We start from the raw sequence: 17,503 nt of genomic DNA, 5'->3' as shown, positions 1-17,503 counted from the left end.
TTGATCGAGGCACGCTTCCACCCGGCGATCGATCAGCTGCCGGCAGACGCATGGGACGCGCTGCGCGCCGACCCGAACCCGTTCGTGTCGCACGCGTTCCTCGCCGCGCTGGAACAGAGCGGCTGCATTCTTCCCGACTGGGGCTGGCAGGCCCATCACCTGGGTCTGTATGAAGATGGCCGGCTGCTCGCCGCTGCACCGCTGTATCTGAAAGGCAATTCGCACGGCGAATTCGTGTTCGACTTCAGCTGGGCCAGTGCATGGCAACGTGCTGGCGGTGAGTACTACCCGAAGCTGCTCAACGCCGTGCCCTACTCGCCGGTGCCGGGTCCGCGCCTGCTGGCCGGCAACGGCGAAGAGACACCAAAGCTGCAACGCGCGCTGGTCGAGGCGATGCGCCGTGAGACCGAGCGGCTCGGGCTGTCCTCGGTGCACGCCAATTTTCTGCAGGAAGCCGAACTCGATGCGTTCGGCAGCGGCTGGTTGACTCGCTCGGACGTGCAATTCCACTGGCACAACCACGGTTACCGCCACTTCCCTGCCTTTCTCGCCACGCTCAACCACAAGAAGCGCAAGAACATTCTGCGCGAACGCAGCCAGGTGGAAGCCAGCGGCGCGGCGATCGAATGGCGCAGCGGCGATACGCTCAGCCACGACGAATGGCGGCAGGTGCACGCGCTGTACGAAGCCACGTTCGACGCCAAGGGCAACCATGCCGCCTTGACCGCGGCATTCTTTCAGCGCCTGGGCGGACTGGGCCAGACGGTGCAACTGGCGCTGGCACGGCACGGGGAAAGCATCGTTGCGATGGCGTTGTTCGTGCAGGGCGGTGGCGTGCTGTATGGCCGCTACTGGGGCGCCTCGGTGGACGTACCCGGACTGCATTTCGAGCTGTGCTACTACCGCGGCATCGAGTACGCGATCGCCCACCAACTCACCCGCTTCGAGCCGGGCGCGCAGGGCGAGCACAAACTGGCGCGCGGCTTCCTGCCTGTCCGCACCTATTCAAGGCATTACCTGGTGAATCCGGATTTTCGCGCCGCCGTGGCCGCGGCGCTTGCACACGAGGCGCAAGCGGTCGACGCTTATGCCATCGAGTTGCAAAGCCACAGTCCCTACGCAGATCACAGCCGCGCCGATCACAGCACTGCCAAACGATGAACCACCTGCCGCTGCTCGATCCCGAGGCATGGGATCACTTCCCCGACCCGCGCCATGCACTGGCCGAGCCGAACGGCCTGCTCGCGTTCGGCGGCGACCTGTCGCCGGAACGATTGCTGGCGGCCTACCGTCTCGGCATCTTTCCCTGGTTCGGCAAGGGCGAACCGATCCTGTGGTGGTCGCCGGATCCGCGCTGTGTGTTTCGCACGGAGAGCCTGAAACTCAATCGCAGCCTGCGCCGACAACTCGCCGACAAGCACTGGCGACTTAGCGTCGATCACGCGTTCGACCAGGTGATCCGCGCCTGCGCCGCACCGCGTGCAAGGGAATCAGGCACCTGGCTGGTGCCGGCGATGATCGATGCCTATGCGCAACTGCATCGGCAGGGTCATGCGCACAGCGTGGAAGTATGGGACGACACGCGATTGGTCGGCGGCGTCTATGGCATCGCGATCGGTCGATTGTTCTGCGGCGAGTCGATGTTCAGCACCGAGAGCGGCGGTTCGAAGCTTGCTTTGGTCGCGCTGGCCCAGCTGCTGCGCGAGCTGGAATTTCCACTGATCGATGCCCAGGTGAGCAATCCGCATACGCTAGGGCTGGGTGCGCTCGAGATAACCCGCGAACAATACCTGCAGCAGGTCGAACAGCTCGTTCGCCTGCCTGGCCACGTAAGTAGCTGGGCCGATTACACGCACCGACTGCTGCAGCCGTGTTCAGCGGAATCAGCACGCCAGACGACAGACTGAGATCAGCTGGCCCGCATCGTGTATTTGCGCGCCACGTAATCGTCCAGGATACCGACGAATTCATTCGCGATATTGTCGCCGCGCAGGGTCATCGCCTTTTCGCCATCGATGAACACCGGCGCTGCCGGTGCTTCGCCGTTGCCGGGCAGCGAGATGCCGATGTTGGCGTGCTTGGACTCACCCGGGCCGTTGACGATGCAACCCATCACCGCCAGGGTGAGGTTCTCCACGCCGTCGTATTTCATCCGCCACAGCGGCATCTGCTCGCGCACATGCTCCTGCACGGTTTTCGCCAGTACCTGGAAGAACTCGCTGGTGGTACGCCCGCAACCCGGACAGGCCGTGACCAGCGGCGTGAACGAACGCAGGCCCATGGTCTGCAGCAGCTCCTGCGCCACGATCACCTCGCCCGTGCGCGAGGCGCCCGGTTCGGGGGTGAGCGAGATACGGATGGTGTCGCCGATGCCTTCCTGCAGCAGTACGGCCAGCGCCGCGCTGGAGGCGGTAATGCCCTTGGAGCCCATGCCGGCTTCGGTCAGACCCAGGTGCAACGCGTAGTCGCAGCGTGCGGCGAGGTCGCGATACACCGCGATCAGTTCCTGCACGCCGGAGACCTTGCACGACAGGATGATGCGATCACGCGCCAGCCCGATTTCCTCGGCGCGTGCGGCGGAATCCAGTGCCGAGCGGATCAAGGCTTCGCGAGCCACATGCGAGGCATCCCACGGATCGGCACGCCGCGCGTTTTCGTCCATCAACGTGGTGACCATGCTCTGGTCGAGCGAACCCCAGTTCGCGCCGATGCGCACCGGCTTGTTGTAGCGCAGCGCCAGCTCGATGATCGCGGCGAACTGACTGTCCTTCTTCCTGCCGAAGCCGACATTGCCCGGATTGATGCGGTACTTCGCCAATGCTTCGGCGCAGGCCGGCTCGTTTTCCAGCAGCTGATGGCCGTTGTAGTGGAAGTCGCCGATGATCGGCACGTCCACGCCCATCATCGCCAGGCGTTCGGCGATGCGCGGCACCGCCGCGGCAGCGGCCGGCGTGTTCACCGTGATGCGCACCAGCTCGGAGCCGGCGCGCGCCAACTCGGCGATCTGTTTGGCGGTGCTGGCCGGATCCTCGGTATCGGTATTGGTCATCGACTGCACCACGATCGGTGCACCGCCACCCACCATGACCTTGCCGATCTGCACGCTCACACTGGGACGGCGCAGCGCGGATCCGGCATAACGGGGTTTTTGCGAAGAATCGTTGCTCATGATGAATAGTCGAAAAGTGCCGATCACAACTTGGCGCGGCGTTGCGTAAAGGATACCCGATGCTGTTTGCCTACCGAGACAGGCCGTGCCGGCTGCCGTCATCAGGAACGCGCAGGGATTGCCGCACTAACCTATGCTGTCCGGTATCGAACCTCACTTTCCTGCGCTTCAGGCTCCCAGCTCCGATGACAAACCAGATCATGCCGTCCACGCTGCCCGAGCCAGCACGAATCAGCTGCTCTACAGAACCCACCAGCGAAACACTCCGGCTGGATGCGCTGTACGCATACGGCATCCTGGATACGCCACCGGAAGCCGGATTCGACGACATCACCCGACTCGCCGCCTTGATCTGCGAAGCGCCGATCGCGCTGATCAGCCTGGTCGACCGCAATCGCCAGTGGTTCAAGAGTGAACTGGGCCTGGGTGCCAGCGAGACACCGATCGGCAGTTCCATCTGCGCCCACGCGATCCTGCAGTCGGACGTATTCGTGGTCCCGGACACGCTGCAGGACACCCGCTTTCTTGACAATCCGCTGGTCACCGGCGACCCACATCTGCGGTTCTATGCCGGCGCGTCGCTGCGAACGCCTGATGGCCTGCCGCTCGGCACGGTCTGCGTGCTGGACAGGCAACCGCGCCAGCTTCGTCCCGAACAAATCGAAGCACTGCGGGCGCTCGCCCGACAAGCCATGGCGCAGATCGAATTGCGCCGGCTGCTGGCGCAGGCGCAGGAGTCCAACCATTATCGCCGACGGCTGATGGCGATCGCCGGGCATGACTTGAAGACACCGGTGCGCACCGCGTCCTATGCGATCCGCAAGGTGCAGCGCAGCCTGAGTGCTGAGCAGGCAGCGGGACTGACCGTGGTCACCGAGGCGCTGGCCACGATCGATCGCGAGTTCACCCAGCTGGCCGCGATGGCCGGGATCGAGGGCGTCGCAACTACTCCCGACCTGTTCGAGTTCGATCTCGCCGATGTGCTGGGAACGATCGTGACGAACTGGCAGCAGCCGGCTCTCAACAAGGGGCTGCAATTGCGCAGCGTAGCTACGCGGCTACGTGTGCGCAGTCACCCGGCCCTGCTGACCACTTTGCTTGGCAATCTGCTGGGCAACGCCGTCAAGTACACCGAACATGGCTCGGTACTGATCGGCTGCCGGCGTCGCGGCACGAATGTCGTGGTCGAGATCATCGACACCGGCATGGGCATGGATAGTGCGAATTCGGATGAATTGTTCAGCGCATTCCATCAGGTCAATCCACACAGTGAAGGCCTGGGTCTGGGGCTGTGGATCGTGCGCGGTACCGCCGAATCACTGGGGCATCCGTTGCATGTGCGTTCGAAACTCGGTCATGGCAGCCGCTTTTCGGTCGAGCTGCAAAGAGCCTGATGCTTCCACACACGTCGGACTCAGTCCGGCGAGGCGGTTCGGCGCAATGCCGCCTGCAGCAGCCGTTGTTCGATCCGCTCGGTCAGGCCATGCGGCTGTTCGAGTTTCATCCGTGCCAGCGCTGCCGGCTCTTCGACTACCGGCTTGCCGGGATTCAGCAGCCTGCGCAGCAACTGCCACTTGCCGCGCCAGCTGCCCTGCGCCGACTTCAGCCAGGTCAGTGCAGGCAGCAGGCGCTGCTCGACCTCGCTGAAATCGCTGCCGAACGGAAACTGTGGCAACAGGCCCTTTTGCCGGAACGGCGCCAGTGCCTCGTGCAGAGGGCGCGGGCGATGCCGGCGCCAGGCCTCGGGTATCCGGAAATCCGCCGCGAGCTTTCCGTGCGATTTCGCTTCCGCGCACAACGCATCGAGAAAACGCGCATCGCTGATCGACAGCATGGCCTCGACGCACTCGCTGTCGCTCTTGCCGCGCAGGTCGGCCACACCGTACTCGGTGATGACGAGGTCGCGCAGATGCCGCGGGATCGTGGTCTGGCCGTAGTTCCAGCGGATATTGCTCTCGATCCCGCCACGACTGCTGCGGGTCGAGCGCAGCAGCAACGCCGAGCGGCCATCCGGCAGTTCATGCGCCATCGCGACGAAGTTGTACTGGCCGCCGACGCCGCTGACGACCGCACCATCGTCCAGCGTGTCGGACACCGCCGCACCAAGCAGGGTCGCCATCATGCAGGTGTTGAAGAAACGCGCGCCGCGCCGCTGCAGCACCGCCAGCGCCTGGTGATCCCCATAGAGCTGGTTGACGTTGGAGACCGCGCACATGTCGATCGCATCCGGGTCGGCCGCTTCGGTGGCATCGAGCCACTCGTACAGGTCTCGCGAACCGAGGAAGAACGCGCCGCGCAGATAGTGGCCGCCTGGTGTGGCCGGACTCAGCCGGCCGCTGGCGGAAGCACGTTCCAGTGCGAGGCTGTCCCAGCTGCGCCGCTTGAGAATGCCGCCGCGCTGCAGGTGCATGAAACCGTCCATCACCATCTCGCTGGCGCCATACAGGCCGCTCTGGAGCGGCGCCAGGCCACCCAACCGGCCAGCCAGTGCGTGGGTGGCGCCGGTCGGGTCCAGCGCCACCAAGGCACGCCGCCATTGCGTGTTGTCCTGCTGGCGCATCAGCAGTGCCTTGACCAGGGCATCGGACAACGCGCCGATGCCGATCTGCAGGCAGCCACCATCCCTGACCAGCGCACTGGCATGCAGGCCCAACGCATATTCAGTGAGGTCGACCGGCAACCGCGGCAGCGCAAACAGCCGTGGCAATGTTTCCGGGCGCAACTCCACGTCGAAATACGCTGCGGCCACCTCGGCATCGCCGCCGATGTATGGCAGGTCCGGATGCACCACCGCCACGCACAGCGGCCGCTGCCGACCCGCAGCCAGCACCTGGCTGAGGAAATCCAGGGTGAGGTCCGGGTTGCACGACAGGCTGTAATGCACGCCGTCCGGTCCCTCGCGGCGCGCCACCAGCTGCACCAGCAGGTTGATGTCCTGCACTGCCAGATCACGCGCGACATGGGTGTAGTTCTGGCTGATGTAGTTGCGCTGGGCGCTGTCCGAATGCAGCAGCGCGCCGGACTGCAGATAGAACTCGTGCACCTCGACATTCGACGGCAACGTGCCGCGCACCTGGTCCAGCGCGTATTGCGGATCGACTTGGTCGGCACCGAAATGCCGTTCCAGGAACGGCCCGAGGAAACGCTGCTCCAATCCCGGCGCCGGCTGCGGCCGGGTCAGCGACAGCGCGGTGTACAGGCGCAACGAGCGGGTCGGGTCGCTCGCGGTGCGTCGATACAGCGCATTGAGCAGTCCATGCGGCTTGCCCAGCCCCAACGGCGCGGCAATGCGCAGATCCGGACCCAGCTCGTCGGCGAGGTATTGCGCACAGGCCTCGATGTCGCTGTAGCGGTGCTCGATCGGCATGCGCCAGATCATGCCAGAAGGCCCGCAATGACGGTGAGCCGACAGACCATCACCTACACTCGACCCATGCCAGTCATCACCGACACGCCCAACCGCCTGCTGGCCGAGCAGGCGCTCAGCCGCACCGCCGGTGCACCGCTGCTCGGCGGCAACGCCGTGGAACTGCTGATCGACGCGGCCGCGCATTACGAAGCGTGGCTGGCGGCAATCCGCGGCGCGCAACAGCGCGTACTGCTGGAGAACTACATCGTCCGCGACGACGAGGTCGGCCGCGCGTTCCGCGATGCGCTGGTCGAGCGTGCACAAGCCGGTGTGTTCGTCGCGGTGGTGGTCGACTGGGTAGGCTGCTTCGGCCAGTCGCGCAACGCCTTGTGGACACCGCTGCGGGCAGCTGGTGGTCAAGTCCGCATCTTCAATCCGCCGCAGCTGGGCCAGCCGTTCGGCTGGATCAGCCGCGACCACCGCAAGCTGCTGGTGGTCGACGGCGTACTCGGCTTTCTGTCCGGCGTGTGCATCAGTGCGAAATGGCTGGGCGATCCCAAACACGATGTACCGCCCTGGCGCGACACCGGCGTGGCGCTGCGCGGTCCAGCGGTGGCGGAACTGGAAGCGGCGTTTGCGCAAAGCTGGAGCGAGACCGGTGCGCCGCTGGCACCACTGCCGCCTGTTGCGGAACCTGCCGCACCCGCAGGCGACGTCTGCTTGCGCTTGATCGCCACCCAGCCGGCGACCGCCGGCATGTATCGGCTCGATCAGCTGATCGCCTCGATGGCGCGCAAGACGCTATGGCTCACCGATGCCTACTTCGTCGGTCTGGCGCCGTATGTGCAGGCGCTGCTCGCCGCCGCGCGCGATGGTGTCGACGTGCGCTTGCTGGTGCCCGGCAGCAGCGACATTCCGGCCGTGGCGAGCATGTCGCGCTCGGGTTATCGGCCGTTGTTGAAGGCCGGCATCCGCGTGTTCGAGTGGAACGGCTCGATGCTGCACGCCAAGACCGCGGTCGCCGATGGGCAATGGGCGCGGGTCGGTTCGTCCAACCTCAACATCGCCAGCTGGCTCGGCAACCAGGAGCTCGACGTGGCGGTCGAGGATGCCGGTTTCGCCGGCCAGCTCGCCGCGCAATATGAAAAGGATCTGGCCAACGCCACCGAGATCGTGCTTGCCACCCGTCGCCGCCGTCATGGCAGCAGCGAGCAGGTGCGCAGCAGCGCAACGCGACCGACGCGGGTGCGCCATGGTGGCGGCAGTTCCGGCCGCGCCGCCGCCGGCGCCCTGCGCATTGCCAACAGCGTGGGTGCTGCCCTGACCAATCGACGCGTACTCGACGACAACTCCAGCGGCCCGCTGCTCATCGGCACCCTGACGCTGGCCGCGCTGGCGGTCATCGCGATTCTGTGGCCGGCGTGGATCGGCTGGCCGTTCGGCGTGCTGGCCGGCTGGTTCGCGCTGAACCTGGGCATTCGCGGCTGGCGTTTGCGCAAGCGACGCTGGCACGCACTGAACGAAGCAGCCGACGACTGATCGTCGCCATTCCATAGCTTGATGCGTTTCCTGCGCTTTTGACGTCAAGCGGATGTTTTCTCACGACTTGATACTTTGGCCATGCTAGGCTCGTTGCCCTTATGCCAGCGCCGTCCGACGACACCACGCCACGCCACATCCTGACCCCCAGCTCGCTCAACCGGCTGGTGCGCGACCTGCTGGGCGATGTGTTTCCGCAGGTGTGGATCGAAGGCGAACTGTCGAACGTGGCCAAGCCGGCGTCGGGGCATCTGTACTTCACCCTGAAGGACAGCGGCGCCCAGGTGCGCTGTGCGATGTTCAAGCCGAAAGCCGCTGCACTGCGCTTTCGTACAGCCGATGGCATGCAGGTGCTGTTGCGCGCCAAGGTCGGCCTGTACGAACCGCGCGGCGAATTCCAGCTGGTTGCCGAATACATGGAGCCGGCCGGCGAAGGCGCGCTGCAACGCGAGTTCGAACAGCTCAAGGCGCGACTCGATGCCGAAGGCTTGTTCGAGCCCACGCGCAAACGCGCCCTGCCCCGGTACGCCCGGCGCATCGCCGTGATCACCTCGGCCACCGGCGCTGCCGTACGTGACGTACTGAGCGTGCTGGGCCGACGCTGGCCGCTGGCTGATGTCGAAGTATTGCCGGTGCCGGTGCAGGGCCGCGAAGCGCCGCCGGCCATCGTGAGCATGCTGCGCAAGGCCTCGGCCAGCGGTCGTTACGATGTGCTGCTGCTGACCCGCGGTGGTGGCTCGCTGGAAGACCTGTGGGCGTTCAACGACGAGGCTGTTGCGCGGGCGATCCACGCCAGCGCGGTACCGGTGGTTTCCGCGGTCGGCCACGAGATCGACTTCAGCATCGCCGACTTCGTCGCCGACCTGCGCGCGCCCACGCCCTCGGCGGCGGCTGAATTGCTGGTGCCCGATGCGGTCGCGGTCGACCGGCATCTGCAGCAACTGCAACAGCGCCTGGTCACCCTGCAGCAACGTCAGCTGCAGGCGCAGGCGCAACGAGTTGACCACCTGCTGGTTCGGTTGCAGACGCAGCGACCGCAAGCGCGACTGGCGCACGATCGCGAACGACTGCAGCACCTGCAACACCGCCTCGGCGTCGTGCTGCGCGAACAGAGCCAGCTCAGGCATACCCGGCTGGAACGGCTGCATGCACGCCTGCTGACCCAGCATCCGCGCGCACAGCTACCGTTGCTGGCGCGCCGGCTGGCCGAACAGGATCAGCGCCTGCGTCGCGCGATCGCGCACATCCTCGAACGCCGGCAGACCGGCCTGCGTCATGCCGGCCACGCGCTGCACGCGGTGAGTCCGCTGGCCACGCTGGAGCGTGGCTACGCGATCCTGTTTGACGAGGCGGGACAGGTCGTGCGCTCTGTCGTCGCTGTCAGCGAAGGCGATACCGTCAATGCCCGCGTGAGCGATGGCGAACTCAGTCTGCAGGTGCTTGGCAAGTAACCGGCGTGGGGATGGCGTCAGTGGACGATCACACTTTGGCGGACTTCGGCACACATGACTCACGAACTGGTCATTGAAACTCACGGCCTCAGCAGGCGCTACGGCACTGTCGAGGCGGTGTGTGACCTGAGCCTGACGGTGGAGCGCCATTGCATCACGGGATTCCTCGGGCGCAACGGCGCCGGCAAGAGCACCACGATCAAGATGCTGCTTGGCATGATTCGCCCTACCGCCGGTGTCGGCCGGGTGCTGGGATACGACATCACCGATCCCGCACAGAGTCTGGAGATTCGTCGGCGCATCGCGTACGTGGGCGAAGACAAAGGTTTGTACGGCTACATGACCGTCGCCGACCTCATTCGTTTTACCCGCTCTTTCTATCCGGACTGGCAGTCGCAAATCGAGGCGCGCCTGCTCCGGGAGTACCAATTGCCGCTCGGTCGCAAGGTCAAGGCCCTTTCCAAGGGCATGCGCACCAAGTTGGCGCTGCTGCTGGCGCTGGCGAGGCGGCCCGAACTCCTCATTCTCGATGAGCCTTCGGAAGGACTCGATCCGGTGTCCACCGAAGAGCTGCTGCAGACCTTGCAGGAGGTGCGTGCCGCCGGTACCAGCGTCTTCTTTTCCTCGCATCAATTGAGTGAGGTGGAGCGGATTGCCGACCGGGTGCTGATGATCGATCACGGACAGCTGGTCATGAACACCCTGCTCGGCGACCTGCTGAACAATTACCGCAACATCAACATGGAATTCGCTGCACAGGGCCCGGTGCCGGCGCTCGATCTTGCCGGCGTCGAGCGGACTCGTATCAGGGGACGCCAGGCCTGGGTACTCGCCAGCTCCAATATCGAAGGCATCGTGGCCCATGCGCGCTCGCTCGATGCCATCGTGCAGGTGACACCAGTGAATCTGCGCGATGTCTTTCTCGACATCGTCAGGGAAGCGCCCTGATGCTCTGGTACAAGATGTGGTGGGAGAGCTGGATCCGCTTCGCCATCAGTGCCGTGGCTCTGTTGTGGATGTGCGGTGCCGTGGTGTTGCTGCAACAGCAAGTGCGCGCCCATGCCGATGAGCCGCTGAGTTACGCGCACTACATCTGGAGCGCGGTTTACAAGGCCAATGTCCTGGACATGTACATCCTGCTCGTGATCGTGCTCGGGCTCGGCGGCGTGCTGCAGGAACGCGCTCAGGGCACGGTGGGCTTCACGCTGTCGCTGCCGGTGAGCCGGTGGCAGCTGACCTACGCCAGGGCGACCATGGGATTCGTGCAAGTTGCGATCTTGGCGCTGCTGCCCGCGCTATTGATCCCGTTACTGTCGCCCTTTTTTGGAGAATCCTTTCCGTTCGTGCGTGCCTTGCAATTCAGCGTGTTGTGGGCGGCCTGTGGCATGGTGATTTTTGCACTGACGTTTTTCTTTTCAGTCGTTTTGCCGGGGGCTTACTCGCCAGCAATCGCCTCCGTAGCCGGGTTGATCGTATGCTCGGTCCTCGCCAAGCTGCCGCCGTTTCAGGGCCATTCCGCGTTCGATTTGCTTGAGACCATACACGGCGCGCAGCTTTCGACCGTCCATGGCGAGACGTCGCTGGCCGCCTTCGCTGTTCCGCTGCCCTGGCTGTCGTTGGGCCTGTACACGCTGGTGGCGCTGTGCCTGGTGGGGGCGGCCGGCAGTATCACCGCGCAACGGGACTTTTCATGAGCGTCGTGACGCCATTGCTGCTCAAGGCCTGGCGCGAGAGCCGGGGACGGTTTCTGCTGAGCGCCACGCTGCTGGCAGCCATCTGCGTGTTTGGCGTGTTGTGCCGCGCCAGCCTGATGAAGGTACTCGTGCCAAACGGACCGTTTGTCGGCGACTCCTATGTCGCTTACATCTACCGGCTGGTCTACGGCGGCCCGGCACGCGGCCTGTTCACCATCATGACCATGGTGCTTGCGCTGGGTGGCCTGCAGCGCGAACGCTTGCACCGGACCGTGGGATTCACCCTGGCGCTGCCTGTGGACCGTGCGCGGCTGGTATGGATGCAGGCGTTGCTCGGCTTGGGACAGATCGCGGTGCTGTCGGTGCTGCCTCTGCTATTGCTGACCGCGTGCTCGCAGCTGGCACACGTGTCGTATCCCTTGGAGCAGATGGCACGCTTCGGCTTGTTGTGGTTCGTCGGTGGTGCGGTGTTCTTCGCCGTGGCCTTTCTGTCGGCGACGTTGTTCCGTAGCGAATATACGGCGCTGGCGGTTTCATTTGTTTTCATGATCTTCTATCCCATTACGGTGCTCTTTCCTCCGTTGAACCGGTATCCGTTGAATATTCACCACATCATGTCCGGATTGGCGATGCCGTATTTCGATGCGCATACCGCACAGCTGGTGGGGGCGCCGCCTTGGGCGCTACTGGTTTCAATGATGGCGATCGCAGGCATGTTGATCTTCCTGGCGGTTCAAATCACCAAGCGCCGGGATTATTCGTAGCGATGCATGTGCCGCACGAAGCGTGCAGAACACGCGCAAATGCCAAAGATGCTCCGGAAAGTTCAGGAATTACCTGAATTCATCCGCTCAATCGCTGCCGCCCGTCGCCTTGTCGGCCAGACGCACCAAGGCACTGGCTGCGCTGACGAACTCCGATGGCATCATCACGATGGTCATCGTGTTCTGTTCCGCACCGACCTCGGTCAGCATCTGCATCCGGCGCAGTTCCATCGCCATCGGCATGTGCGCCATCTTGGCGGCCGCTTCGGTGAGCTTCAGCGCAGCATCGTGTTCGGCTTCAGCCTTGATGATGCGGGCACGCTTCTCGCGGTGTGCTTCGGCTTCCTGCGCCATTGCGCGCTGCATGGACTGCGGGATCTCCACATCCTTGATCTGCACGCGATCGACTTCGACGCCCCACGGCTCGGTGACCTTGTCGATGATCTCGCCGAGCATGCTGGACAGCTTCTCCTGTTCCTTCAGCAACTCGTCCAGCGAATGCTGGCCCATCACGCTGCGCAGGCTGGTCAGCGCGGTCTGGCGCACTGCGTCCTCGAAATTCGCCACCTGCACGATCGCCCGCTCCGGGTTGATCACCTTGTACCAGACCACCGCACGCACCTTCACCGGCACGTTGTCATTGGTCATGGTTTCCTGCGGTTCGATGTCCTGGGTCATCACGCGCACGTCGACTACCTGCATCCGTTCGATCACGGGGATGATCCAGGTCAGGCCCGGCTCGCGGGTAGCGCTGTAGCGACCCAGCCGGAACACCAGGCCGCGCTGATACTGCTGCAGCACACGCAGGCCACTGAGGCCGAGAAAAATCACTACGACAATGAAACCGAATAGAGGCATGGAAATCACCCAGAGTGGATCGAGCCGAGGTCATCAGTGTACGCGCGTGTCTGCGTCATGCAGCACCCTTATTTTCCACGCGGAATCCTGCACGACAGCTTGTCACGAATGCTGAACATGCCGCCCGTCTATGCTGTCCGGCAACCTGCTTTTCGATGGTCATGACGATGCTCAAGAAAACCTATCCCTACTACCTCGCCAACCAGCCGCAGACGTCCAAGGTCATGCTGGATGTGCTGGACAAGTACAGCGGCAAGCTCGCCACGCAGGTGGCGGTGCCGGATGCGAAGGCCACCGAAAAGGCGATCGCCGCCGCCGTGAAGGCCGCCACACCGATGCGTGAATTCAAGCCATGGGCGCGGCAAGCCGTGCTGCAGCATTGCGCGCAGCGTTTCGCCGAACGCCGCGACGAGCTGGCCGAGGCGCTATGTATCGAGGCCGGCAAGCCGATCAAGGATGCCGCTGGTGAAGTAACCCGGCTGATCGAGACGTTCCGGATCGCCGCCGAGGAAGCCGTGCGCAGCAACGGCGAGACGCTGAACCTGGAACTGGCCTCGCGTCTGGATGGCTATCACGGCTATACCAAACGCGTACCGCTGGGGCCGGTGTCGTTCATCACTCCGTTCAACTTTCCGCTGAACCTGGTCGCACACAAGGTGGCGCCGGCGATCGCCGCGGGCTGTCCGTTCGTGCTGAAACCGTCGGAGAAGACACCGATCGGCGCGCTGATCATCGGCGAAGTGCTGGCCGAGACCGACTTGCCGAAAGGCGCGTTCTCGATCCTCACGCTGGACGGCAAGCATGCCGGCCCGTTGGTCGAGGACGAGCGCTTCAAGCTGCTCTCGTTCACCGGCGGCCAGGTCGGCTGGGAGTTGAAAGCGCGCGCCGGTCGCAAGAAGGTTGTACTGGAACTCGGCGGCAATGCCCCCTGCATCGTCGATGCGGATCAGGGCGCGCACCTCGACCGCGTGGTCGAACGGCTGATCTTCGGCGCGTTCTACCAGTCCGGCCAGAGCTGCATCGGCGTGCAACGCATCTACGCGCATGCCGACGTCTATGACGCGCTGAAGAAGAAACTCGTCGCGGCCACGAAGAAGCTCAAGGCTGGCGATCCGAAACAGAAGGATGTCTTCCTCGGCCCGATGATCGACGAAGCCGCTGCCGAACGCCTGCACGGCTGGATCGTTGAAGCGCAGCAGGCCGGCGGCAAGATCCTGTGCGGCGGCAAGCGCAACGGCAACATGCTGGATGCGACCTTGATGGAAAACGTGCCAAGCGATGCCAAGGCCAATCGCATGGAAGCGTTCGGCCCATTCGCCCTGCTCGCCCCGTTCAAGCAGTTCAGCGACGCGATCGCGCTGGTCAACGATTCCGACTACGGCTTGCAGGCTGGCATCTTCACCGACAGCCTCGACCACGCGATGCGCGCGTGGAACGAGCTGGAACAAGGCGGCGTGATCGTCAACGACATCCCCAGCTTCCGCGTCGACAACATGCCGTACGGCGGCGTCAAATTGTCCGGTCTCGGTCGCGAGGGCGTGCGCTACGCGATCGAGGACATGACCGAAGTCCGTTTGATGGTGATGCGCGTGGCCTGATCGCGAAGCGCGAACGCTAACGTCGACTAACTAGCGCGCCGGCGCCAGCACCAGCGGCGGCATCTGCGGCGCATTCCAGCCCATCGCGTTGTAGACGTGATAGCGGGCGATGCCCACGTACTCATGCGAGGCGACTTCGCCCAGGCTGAGATTCGACCAGCTCGGCCAGGCGCTGAACTCTGCTTTCAGATAATCCCCGCGCACCGGCGTGACGCTGATGCCGAAATGCGCGAAGTACAGCAGGCTGCGCTGCAGGTGGTATGCCGAGCTCACCAGCCAGATCCGCTGCACCCCGAGGGCGTCCAGCAGTGGACGACTGAATTGCGCGTTCTGCCAGGTGGTGTTGCTGCGCGATTCGAGGATCAGATCCTCCGCCGGCACGCCGAGCCGGCGCAACACCGCGCCATAGGAAGCCGCCAGCGACGTGCCCAGATGCGAAGGATCGCCACCGCTGACCAGCAACTTGCAACCCATGCCGGCGTGCTTGCAGTCGTTGTACAGCATGGCCGCCTGCGTGATCCGGCCGTAGGCGCCGAGACTGGGTTCGACCGCGCTGCCCGGAACGTGCAGGGCGTCACCGGTCAGCAGCACGATCGCATTGTTGGGTGCCCATTGCAGCGCAGGCTGCAGCGCGTATGGCGCTTCCAGCCGGGACAGCAGCCAGCGCGGCAACAGGCCGCAGCCCATCGCCAGAAACAGCAGCAGGGCCAGCACGACAAGACTGCGTGCCAGCCAACACCGCTTGCGCCAGCTGGCCATGAACGCCAGCAGCAACAGCAGCACAAGTACGATCAACGTCATGACGACAGGTTCCGTGGAAACAATCTGCAGCGTAACGCAGCCGACATGTCAGCCGCACGCAGGCACACGGGGCGCCGGCGCGGCGCTTACATGCTCAGGCCTATTCCGATGGGCCAGTATTTCGCCGCGGCATGATCCTGCATCATGCGCAGGTCCCGCCTCGCGGAGTTGAGCCATGACCACGCTGGTGTTCGTTCACGGCTGGAGTGTCAGCAACACCTCAACCTACGGCCAGATGCCACAGCAACTGCAGCTGCGCGCCGCTGCGGCAGGCCTGCCGTTGACCCTGGCCGACGTGTGGCTGTCCGAGTACGTCAGCTTCGACGATGCCGTGACCATGCCCGACCTGGTGCGCGCGTTCGATCACGCGCTGCGCGACCTGCACCTGCTCGACGCCAGCTTCGCCTGCATTACCCACTCCACCGGCGGGCCGGTGGTACGCGAATGGCTGCGCGCACAACGCGACAAGCCCGGCAGCACCAGCACGATCAAGCTCAGCCATCTGGTGATGCTGGCGCCGGCGAACTTCGGCTCGGCGCTGGCGCAACTCGGCAAGGGCGTCCTGGGCCGGCTCAAGTCGTGGTTCGATGGCGTGCAACCCGGCCAGCGCATCCTCGACTGGCTGGAGCTGGGCAGCACCGAATCGCTCTCGCTCAACCTCGATCACATCCACGGCGCCGACCCCACGGCCAGCGGCCACTATCTGTTCGTGCTCGCCGGTGACCGTCCGGATCGTTCGCTCTACGACCACCTCAACAGCTACACCGGCGAGGATGGCTCCGACGGCGTGGTACGCATCGCCGCCGCCAATCTCAACGCGCGGCATGCCGTGCTGGCGATACCGAACGCCGGCGGCACGGCGGATACGCTGGCGCTCAACCAGCAGCAGGGGCCACGCTGCGCGTTCAAGCTGATCGCCGATGCTGCCCATTCGGGCAGTGCGCACGGCATCCTGCAAAGCGCCGCAGCCACCACGATCGACGCGATCCTGCGTTGCCTGCAGGTGCGCAGCGCCGCCGACTACGGCAACCTGTGCAATGCCTTCGATCGTGAGAACGTCCAGCGCGACGCGGACAAGGTGGAACTGGATCCCGGCTTGTTCGGCCCGCGCGTACACATCCACGATCCGCGCAGCCTGCTGATCGTGCGACTCACCGACGAGGCCGGCGAGCCGCTCGCCGGCGCCGGCTATCTGCTCACCGCCGGAACGCCAGCCAGCCCCGACCTGATGCCCGACGACTTCATGCTCGACCGTCAGGCCAACTCGAAAAGTCGTACGACGGTGTCGCTGTTCCTCAACTACGCCCTGCTCGCCGGCGATGCCCGCGTCGCCGATCCCGGCAACACCCGCAAGACACTGCGCAACGCCGTCCCCAGCCATCGGCCCTACGGTGCCTGCGTGCAACCCGCCGACCTCGACGGCCTGGTCCATCATGCGCTGGCGAAAAGCGCGGCCAGCGATGACCTGTTCGGCATGCTCGGCCCGCACCAGACCACCGTGCTCGACGTGGTACTGCCGCGCAAGCTCCACGAAGGCGTCTTTCGGCTGACTCAAAACCTGGCCCCGGAGGATTTCAGCCAGCCGGTGGTGGGCACCGTGATCGGCTGACGCTTGTCGACACGTCCACAGGAGTGAATACGCGTGTTTGTGCTGGCGCCTCCTGCTCGCAAGAAGTTACGATACCGTCCATCCGCCGCCCCGAAGTTCAGATCATCGGAAGCCGGCCAGCAAGGAAATCGACGACTCGAATCAGGGAAGAAATGATGACGAAAGTGATTCTGCTTGTGCTCGTGATCGCCGCCGCGGTGTGGTACTTCGACTTCAGTCGCAGGATGACCGATGCCTCGATCCGCGCAAGCTACCAGGCCCAGATCGACGCACTCGGCCAGTTCGATGCCGAACCGATCTGCACCGCCATGGACGACAGCTATACGGCCAGCGTAACCGTGCGCGGGTCGGACAGCACGCCGCAGAAAACGCATGGCAAAGCTGCCGCATGCGCGACATGGACCAAGGCCATGCATCGGCTCAAGCTGCTCAGCGAACGAACCGGCGGCATGCTGGAACCGGACTTCGACTTCGAGATCAAGTCCATCACGCTGACACCCAATCACAAATCGGCAACCGTCGAAATCAGCAGCGCCATGCGACTGGGTAACATGACGCTCTCGCGCAGCCAATCGATCGAACATCTGATTCGGCGCAACGGCCGCATCCTCAGCACGGGCAGCGAAGACACGGTGTGGGTCTATCAGGGCGAATGAAGCTTTGGTTGCAGG

Annotated in this window: 15 protein-coding genes; 11 read left to right on the top strand and 4 right to left on the bottom strand. The window is 64.3% G+C overall.

What is annotated here, in order from left to right; genetic code table 11:
• Nucleotides 1–1,161: a GNAT family N-acetyltransferase gene (locus B0E48_RS09120; protein WP_077518367.1), complete on the top strand. Its 1,161-nt coding sequence runs from the start codon at nt 1–3 to the stop codon at nt 1,159–1,161.
• Nucleotides 1,158–1,907: a leucyl/phenylalanyl-tRNA--protein transferase gene (gene aat / locus B0E48_RS09115; RefSeq protein ID WP_077517825.1), complete on the top strand. Its 750-nt coding sequence runs from the start codon at nt 1,158–1,160 to the stop codon at nt 1,905–1,907. Before B0E48_RS09120 ends, aat begins: the two co-directional genes overlap by 4 nt.
• 2 nt (nt 1,908–1,909) lie before the next feature.
• On the opposite strand, the gene ispG is transcribed toward aat, so the two are convergent.
• Nucleotides 1,910–3,169, bottom strand: a complete 1,260-nt coding sequence (gene ispG, locus B0E48_RS09110; protein ID WP_077518366.1) for a flavodoxin-dependent (E)-4-hydroxy-3-methylbut-2-enyl-diphosphate synthase — start codon at nt 3,167–3,169, stop codon at nt 1,910–1,912.
• 185 nt (nt 3,170–3,354) lie between these two features.
• On the opposite strand from ispG, the gene B0E48_RS09105 reads away from it, so the two are divergent.
• Nucleotides 3,355–4,563, top strand: a complete 1,209-nt coding sequence (locus B0E48_RS09105; RefSeq protein WP_077517824.1) for a GAF domain-containing sensor histidine kinase — start codon at nt 3,355–3,357, stop codon at nt 4,561–4,563.
• 20 nt (nt 4,564–4,583) lie between these two features.
• On the opposite strand, the gene B0E48_RS09100 is transcribed toward B0E48_RS09105, so the two are convergent.
• Nucleotides 4,584–6,536, bottom strand: a complete 1,953-nt coding sequence (locus tag B0E48_RS09100; RefSeq protein ID WP_254423905.1) for an acetyl-CoA hydrolase/transferase C-terminal domain-containing protein — start codon at nt 6,534–6,536, stop codon at nt 4,584–4,586.
• A gap of 27 nt (nt 6,537–6,563) precedes the next feature.
• Between B0E48_RS09100 and B0E48_RS09095 the strand changes: the two genes are divergently transcribed.
• The 5 genes from B0E48_RS09095 to B0E48_RS09075 all read left to right on the top strand — a co-directional run bounded on the left by B0E48_RS09095 (nt 6,564) and on the right by B0E48_RS09075 (nt 11,966).
• Complete coding sequence (locus B0E48_RS09095) at nt 6,564–8,057, top strand: phospholipase D-like domain-containing protein (RefSeq protein ID WP_077517822.1); 1,494 nt, start codon at nt 6,564–6,566, stop codon at nt 8,055–8,057.
• 101 nt (nt 8,058–8,158) lie between these two features.
• Entirely contained in the window at nt 8,159–9,508 is a 1,350-nt protein-coding gene (gene xseA / locus B0E48_RS09090) for an exodeoxyribonuclease VII large subunit (RefSeq protein WP_077517821.1), read from the top strand.
• Nucleotides 9,509–9,562: 54 nt separating this feature from the next.
• The gene (locus B0E48_RS09085) at nt 9,563–10,456 is read left to right on the top strand and encodes an ABC transporter ATP-binding protein (RefSeq protein ID WP_077517820.1); all 894 of its coding nucleotides are present in this window, start codon (nt 9,563–9,565) and stop codon (nt 10,454–10,456) included.
• Entirely contained in the window at nt 10,456–11,202 is a 747-nt protein-coding gene (locus tag B0E48_RS09080; RefSeq protein WP_077517819.1) for a hypothetical protein, read from the top strand. The genes B0E48_RS09085 and B0E48_RS09080 overlap by 1 nt, the downstream gene beginning before the upstream one ends.
• Nucleotides 11,199–11,966: a hypothetical protein gene (locus B0E48_RS09075; RefSeq protein WP_077517818.1), complete on the top strand. Its 768-nt coding sequence runs from the start codon at nt 11,199–11,201 to the stop codon at nt 11,964–11,966. The genes B0E48_RS09080 and B0E48_RS09075 overlap by 4 nt, the downstream gene beginning before the upstream one ends.
• Before the next feature lie 87 nt (nt 11,967–12,053).
• Here B0E48_RS09075 and B0E48_RS09070 read toward each other — a convergent pair whose 3' ends face one another.
• Nucleotides 12,054–12,824: a slipin family protein gene (locus B0E48_RS09070; RefSeq protein ID WP_077517817.1), complete on the bottom strand. Its 771-nt coding sequence runs from the start codon at nt 12,822–12,824 to the stop codon at nt 12,054–12,056.
• Between the two features lie 167 nt (nt 12,825–12,991).
• Between B0E48_RS09070 and B0E48_RS09065 the strand changes: the two genes are divergently transcribed.
• The gene (locus B0E48_RS09065) at nt 12,992–14,422 is read left to right on the top strand and encodes an aldehyde dehydrogenase family protein (protein WP_077518365.1); all 1,431 of its coding nucleotides are present in this window, start codon (nt 12,992–12,994) and stop codon (nt 14,420–14,422) included.
• A 30-nt stretch (nt 14,423–14,452) separates the two neighbouring features.
• Here B0E48_RS09065 and B0E48_RS09060 read toward each other — a convergent pair whose 3' ends face one another.
• Nucleotides 14,453–15,223: a YdcF family protein gene (locus B0E48_RS09060; protein ID WP_077517816.1), complete on the bottom strand. Its 771-nt coding sequence runs from the start codon at nt 15,221–15,223 to the stop codon at nt 14,453–14,455.
• A 175-nt stretch (nt 15,224–15,398) separates the two neighbouring features.
• On the opposite strand from B0E48_RS09060, the gene B0E48_RS09055 reads away from it, so the two are divergent.
• A complete protein-coding gene (locus tag B0E48_RS09055) occupies nt 15,399–16,832 on the top strand; it encodes a phospholipase (RefSeq protein ID WP_077517815.1) in 1,434 nt (477 codons plus the stop codon).
• A gap of 23 nt (nt 16,833–16,855) precedes the next feature.
• Nucleotides 16,856–17,488, top strand: coding sequence for a hypothetical protein (locus tag B0E48_RS09050; RefSeq protein WP_139350221.1), 633 nt, complete (start codon nt 16,856–16,858; stop codon nt 17,486–17,488).
• The last annotated feature ends 15 nt before the right edge of the window (nt 17,489–17,503 follow it).

Source organism: Rhodanobacter sp. C03 (assembly GCF_002001175.1).
Lineage (GTDB): Bacteria > Pseudomonadota > Gammaproteobacteria > Xanthomonadales > Rhodanobacteraceae > Rhodanobacter.
Note: the sequence above shows the minus strand (reverse complement) of the source record. Positions and strands in the feature narration are given on the sequence as shown.

Coding starts and splice junctions, on each gene's coding strand:
- aat (WP_077517825.1), top strand. CDS start 1,158: ATGAACCACCTGCCGCTGCTCGATCCCGAGGCATGGGATCACTTCCCC.
- ispG (WP_077518366.1), bottom strand. CDS start 3,169: ATGAGCAACGATTCTTCGCAAAAACCCCGTTATGCCGGATCCGCGCTG.
- B0E48_RS09105 (WP_077517824.1), top strand. CDS start 3,355: ATGACAAACCAGATCATGCCGTCCACGCTGCCCGAGCCAGCACGAATC.
- B0E48_RS09100 (WP_254423905.1), bottom strand. CDS start 6,536: ATGCCGATCGAGCACCGCTACAGCGACATCGAGGCCTGTGCGCAATAC.
- B0E48_RS09095 (WP_077517822.1), top strand. CDS start 6,564: ATGACGGTGAGCCGACAGACCATCACCTACACTCGACCCATGCCAGTC.
- xseA (WP_077517821.1), top strand. CDS start 8,159: ATGCCAGCGCCGTCCGACGACACCACGCCACGCCACATCCTGACCCCC.
- B0E48_RS09085 (WP_077517820.1), top strand. CDS start 9,563: ATGACTCACGAACTGGTCATTGAAACTCACGGCCTCAGCAGGCGCTAC.
- B0E48_RS09080 (WP_077517819.1), top strand. CDS start 10,456: ATGCTCTGGTACAAGATGTGGTGGGAGAGCTGGATCCGCTTCGCCATC.
- B0E48_RS09075 (WP_077517818.1), top strand. CDS start 11,199: ATGAGCGTCGTGACGCCATTGCTGCTCAAGGCCTGGCGCGAGAGCCGG.
- B0E48_RS09070 (WP_077517817.1), bottom strand. CDS start 12,824: ATGCCTCTATTCGGTTTCATTGTCGTAGTGATTTTTCTCGGCCTCAGT.
- B0E48_RS09065 (WP_077518365.1), top strand. CDS start 12,992: ATGCTCAAGAAAACCTATCCCTACTACCTCGCCAACCAGCCGCAGACG.
- B0E48_RS09060 (WP_077517816.1), bottom strand. CDS start 15,223: ATGACGTTGATCGTACTTGTGCTGCTGTTGCTGCTGGCGTTCATGGCC.
- B0E48_RS09055 (WP_077517815.1), top strand. CDS start 15,399: ATGACCACGCTGGTGTTCGTTCACGGCTGGAGTGTCAGCAACACCTCA.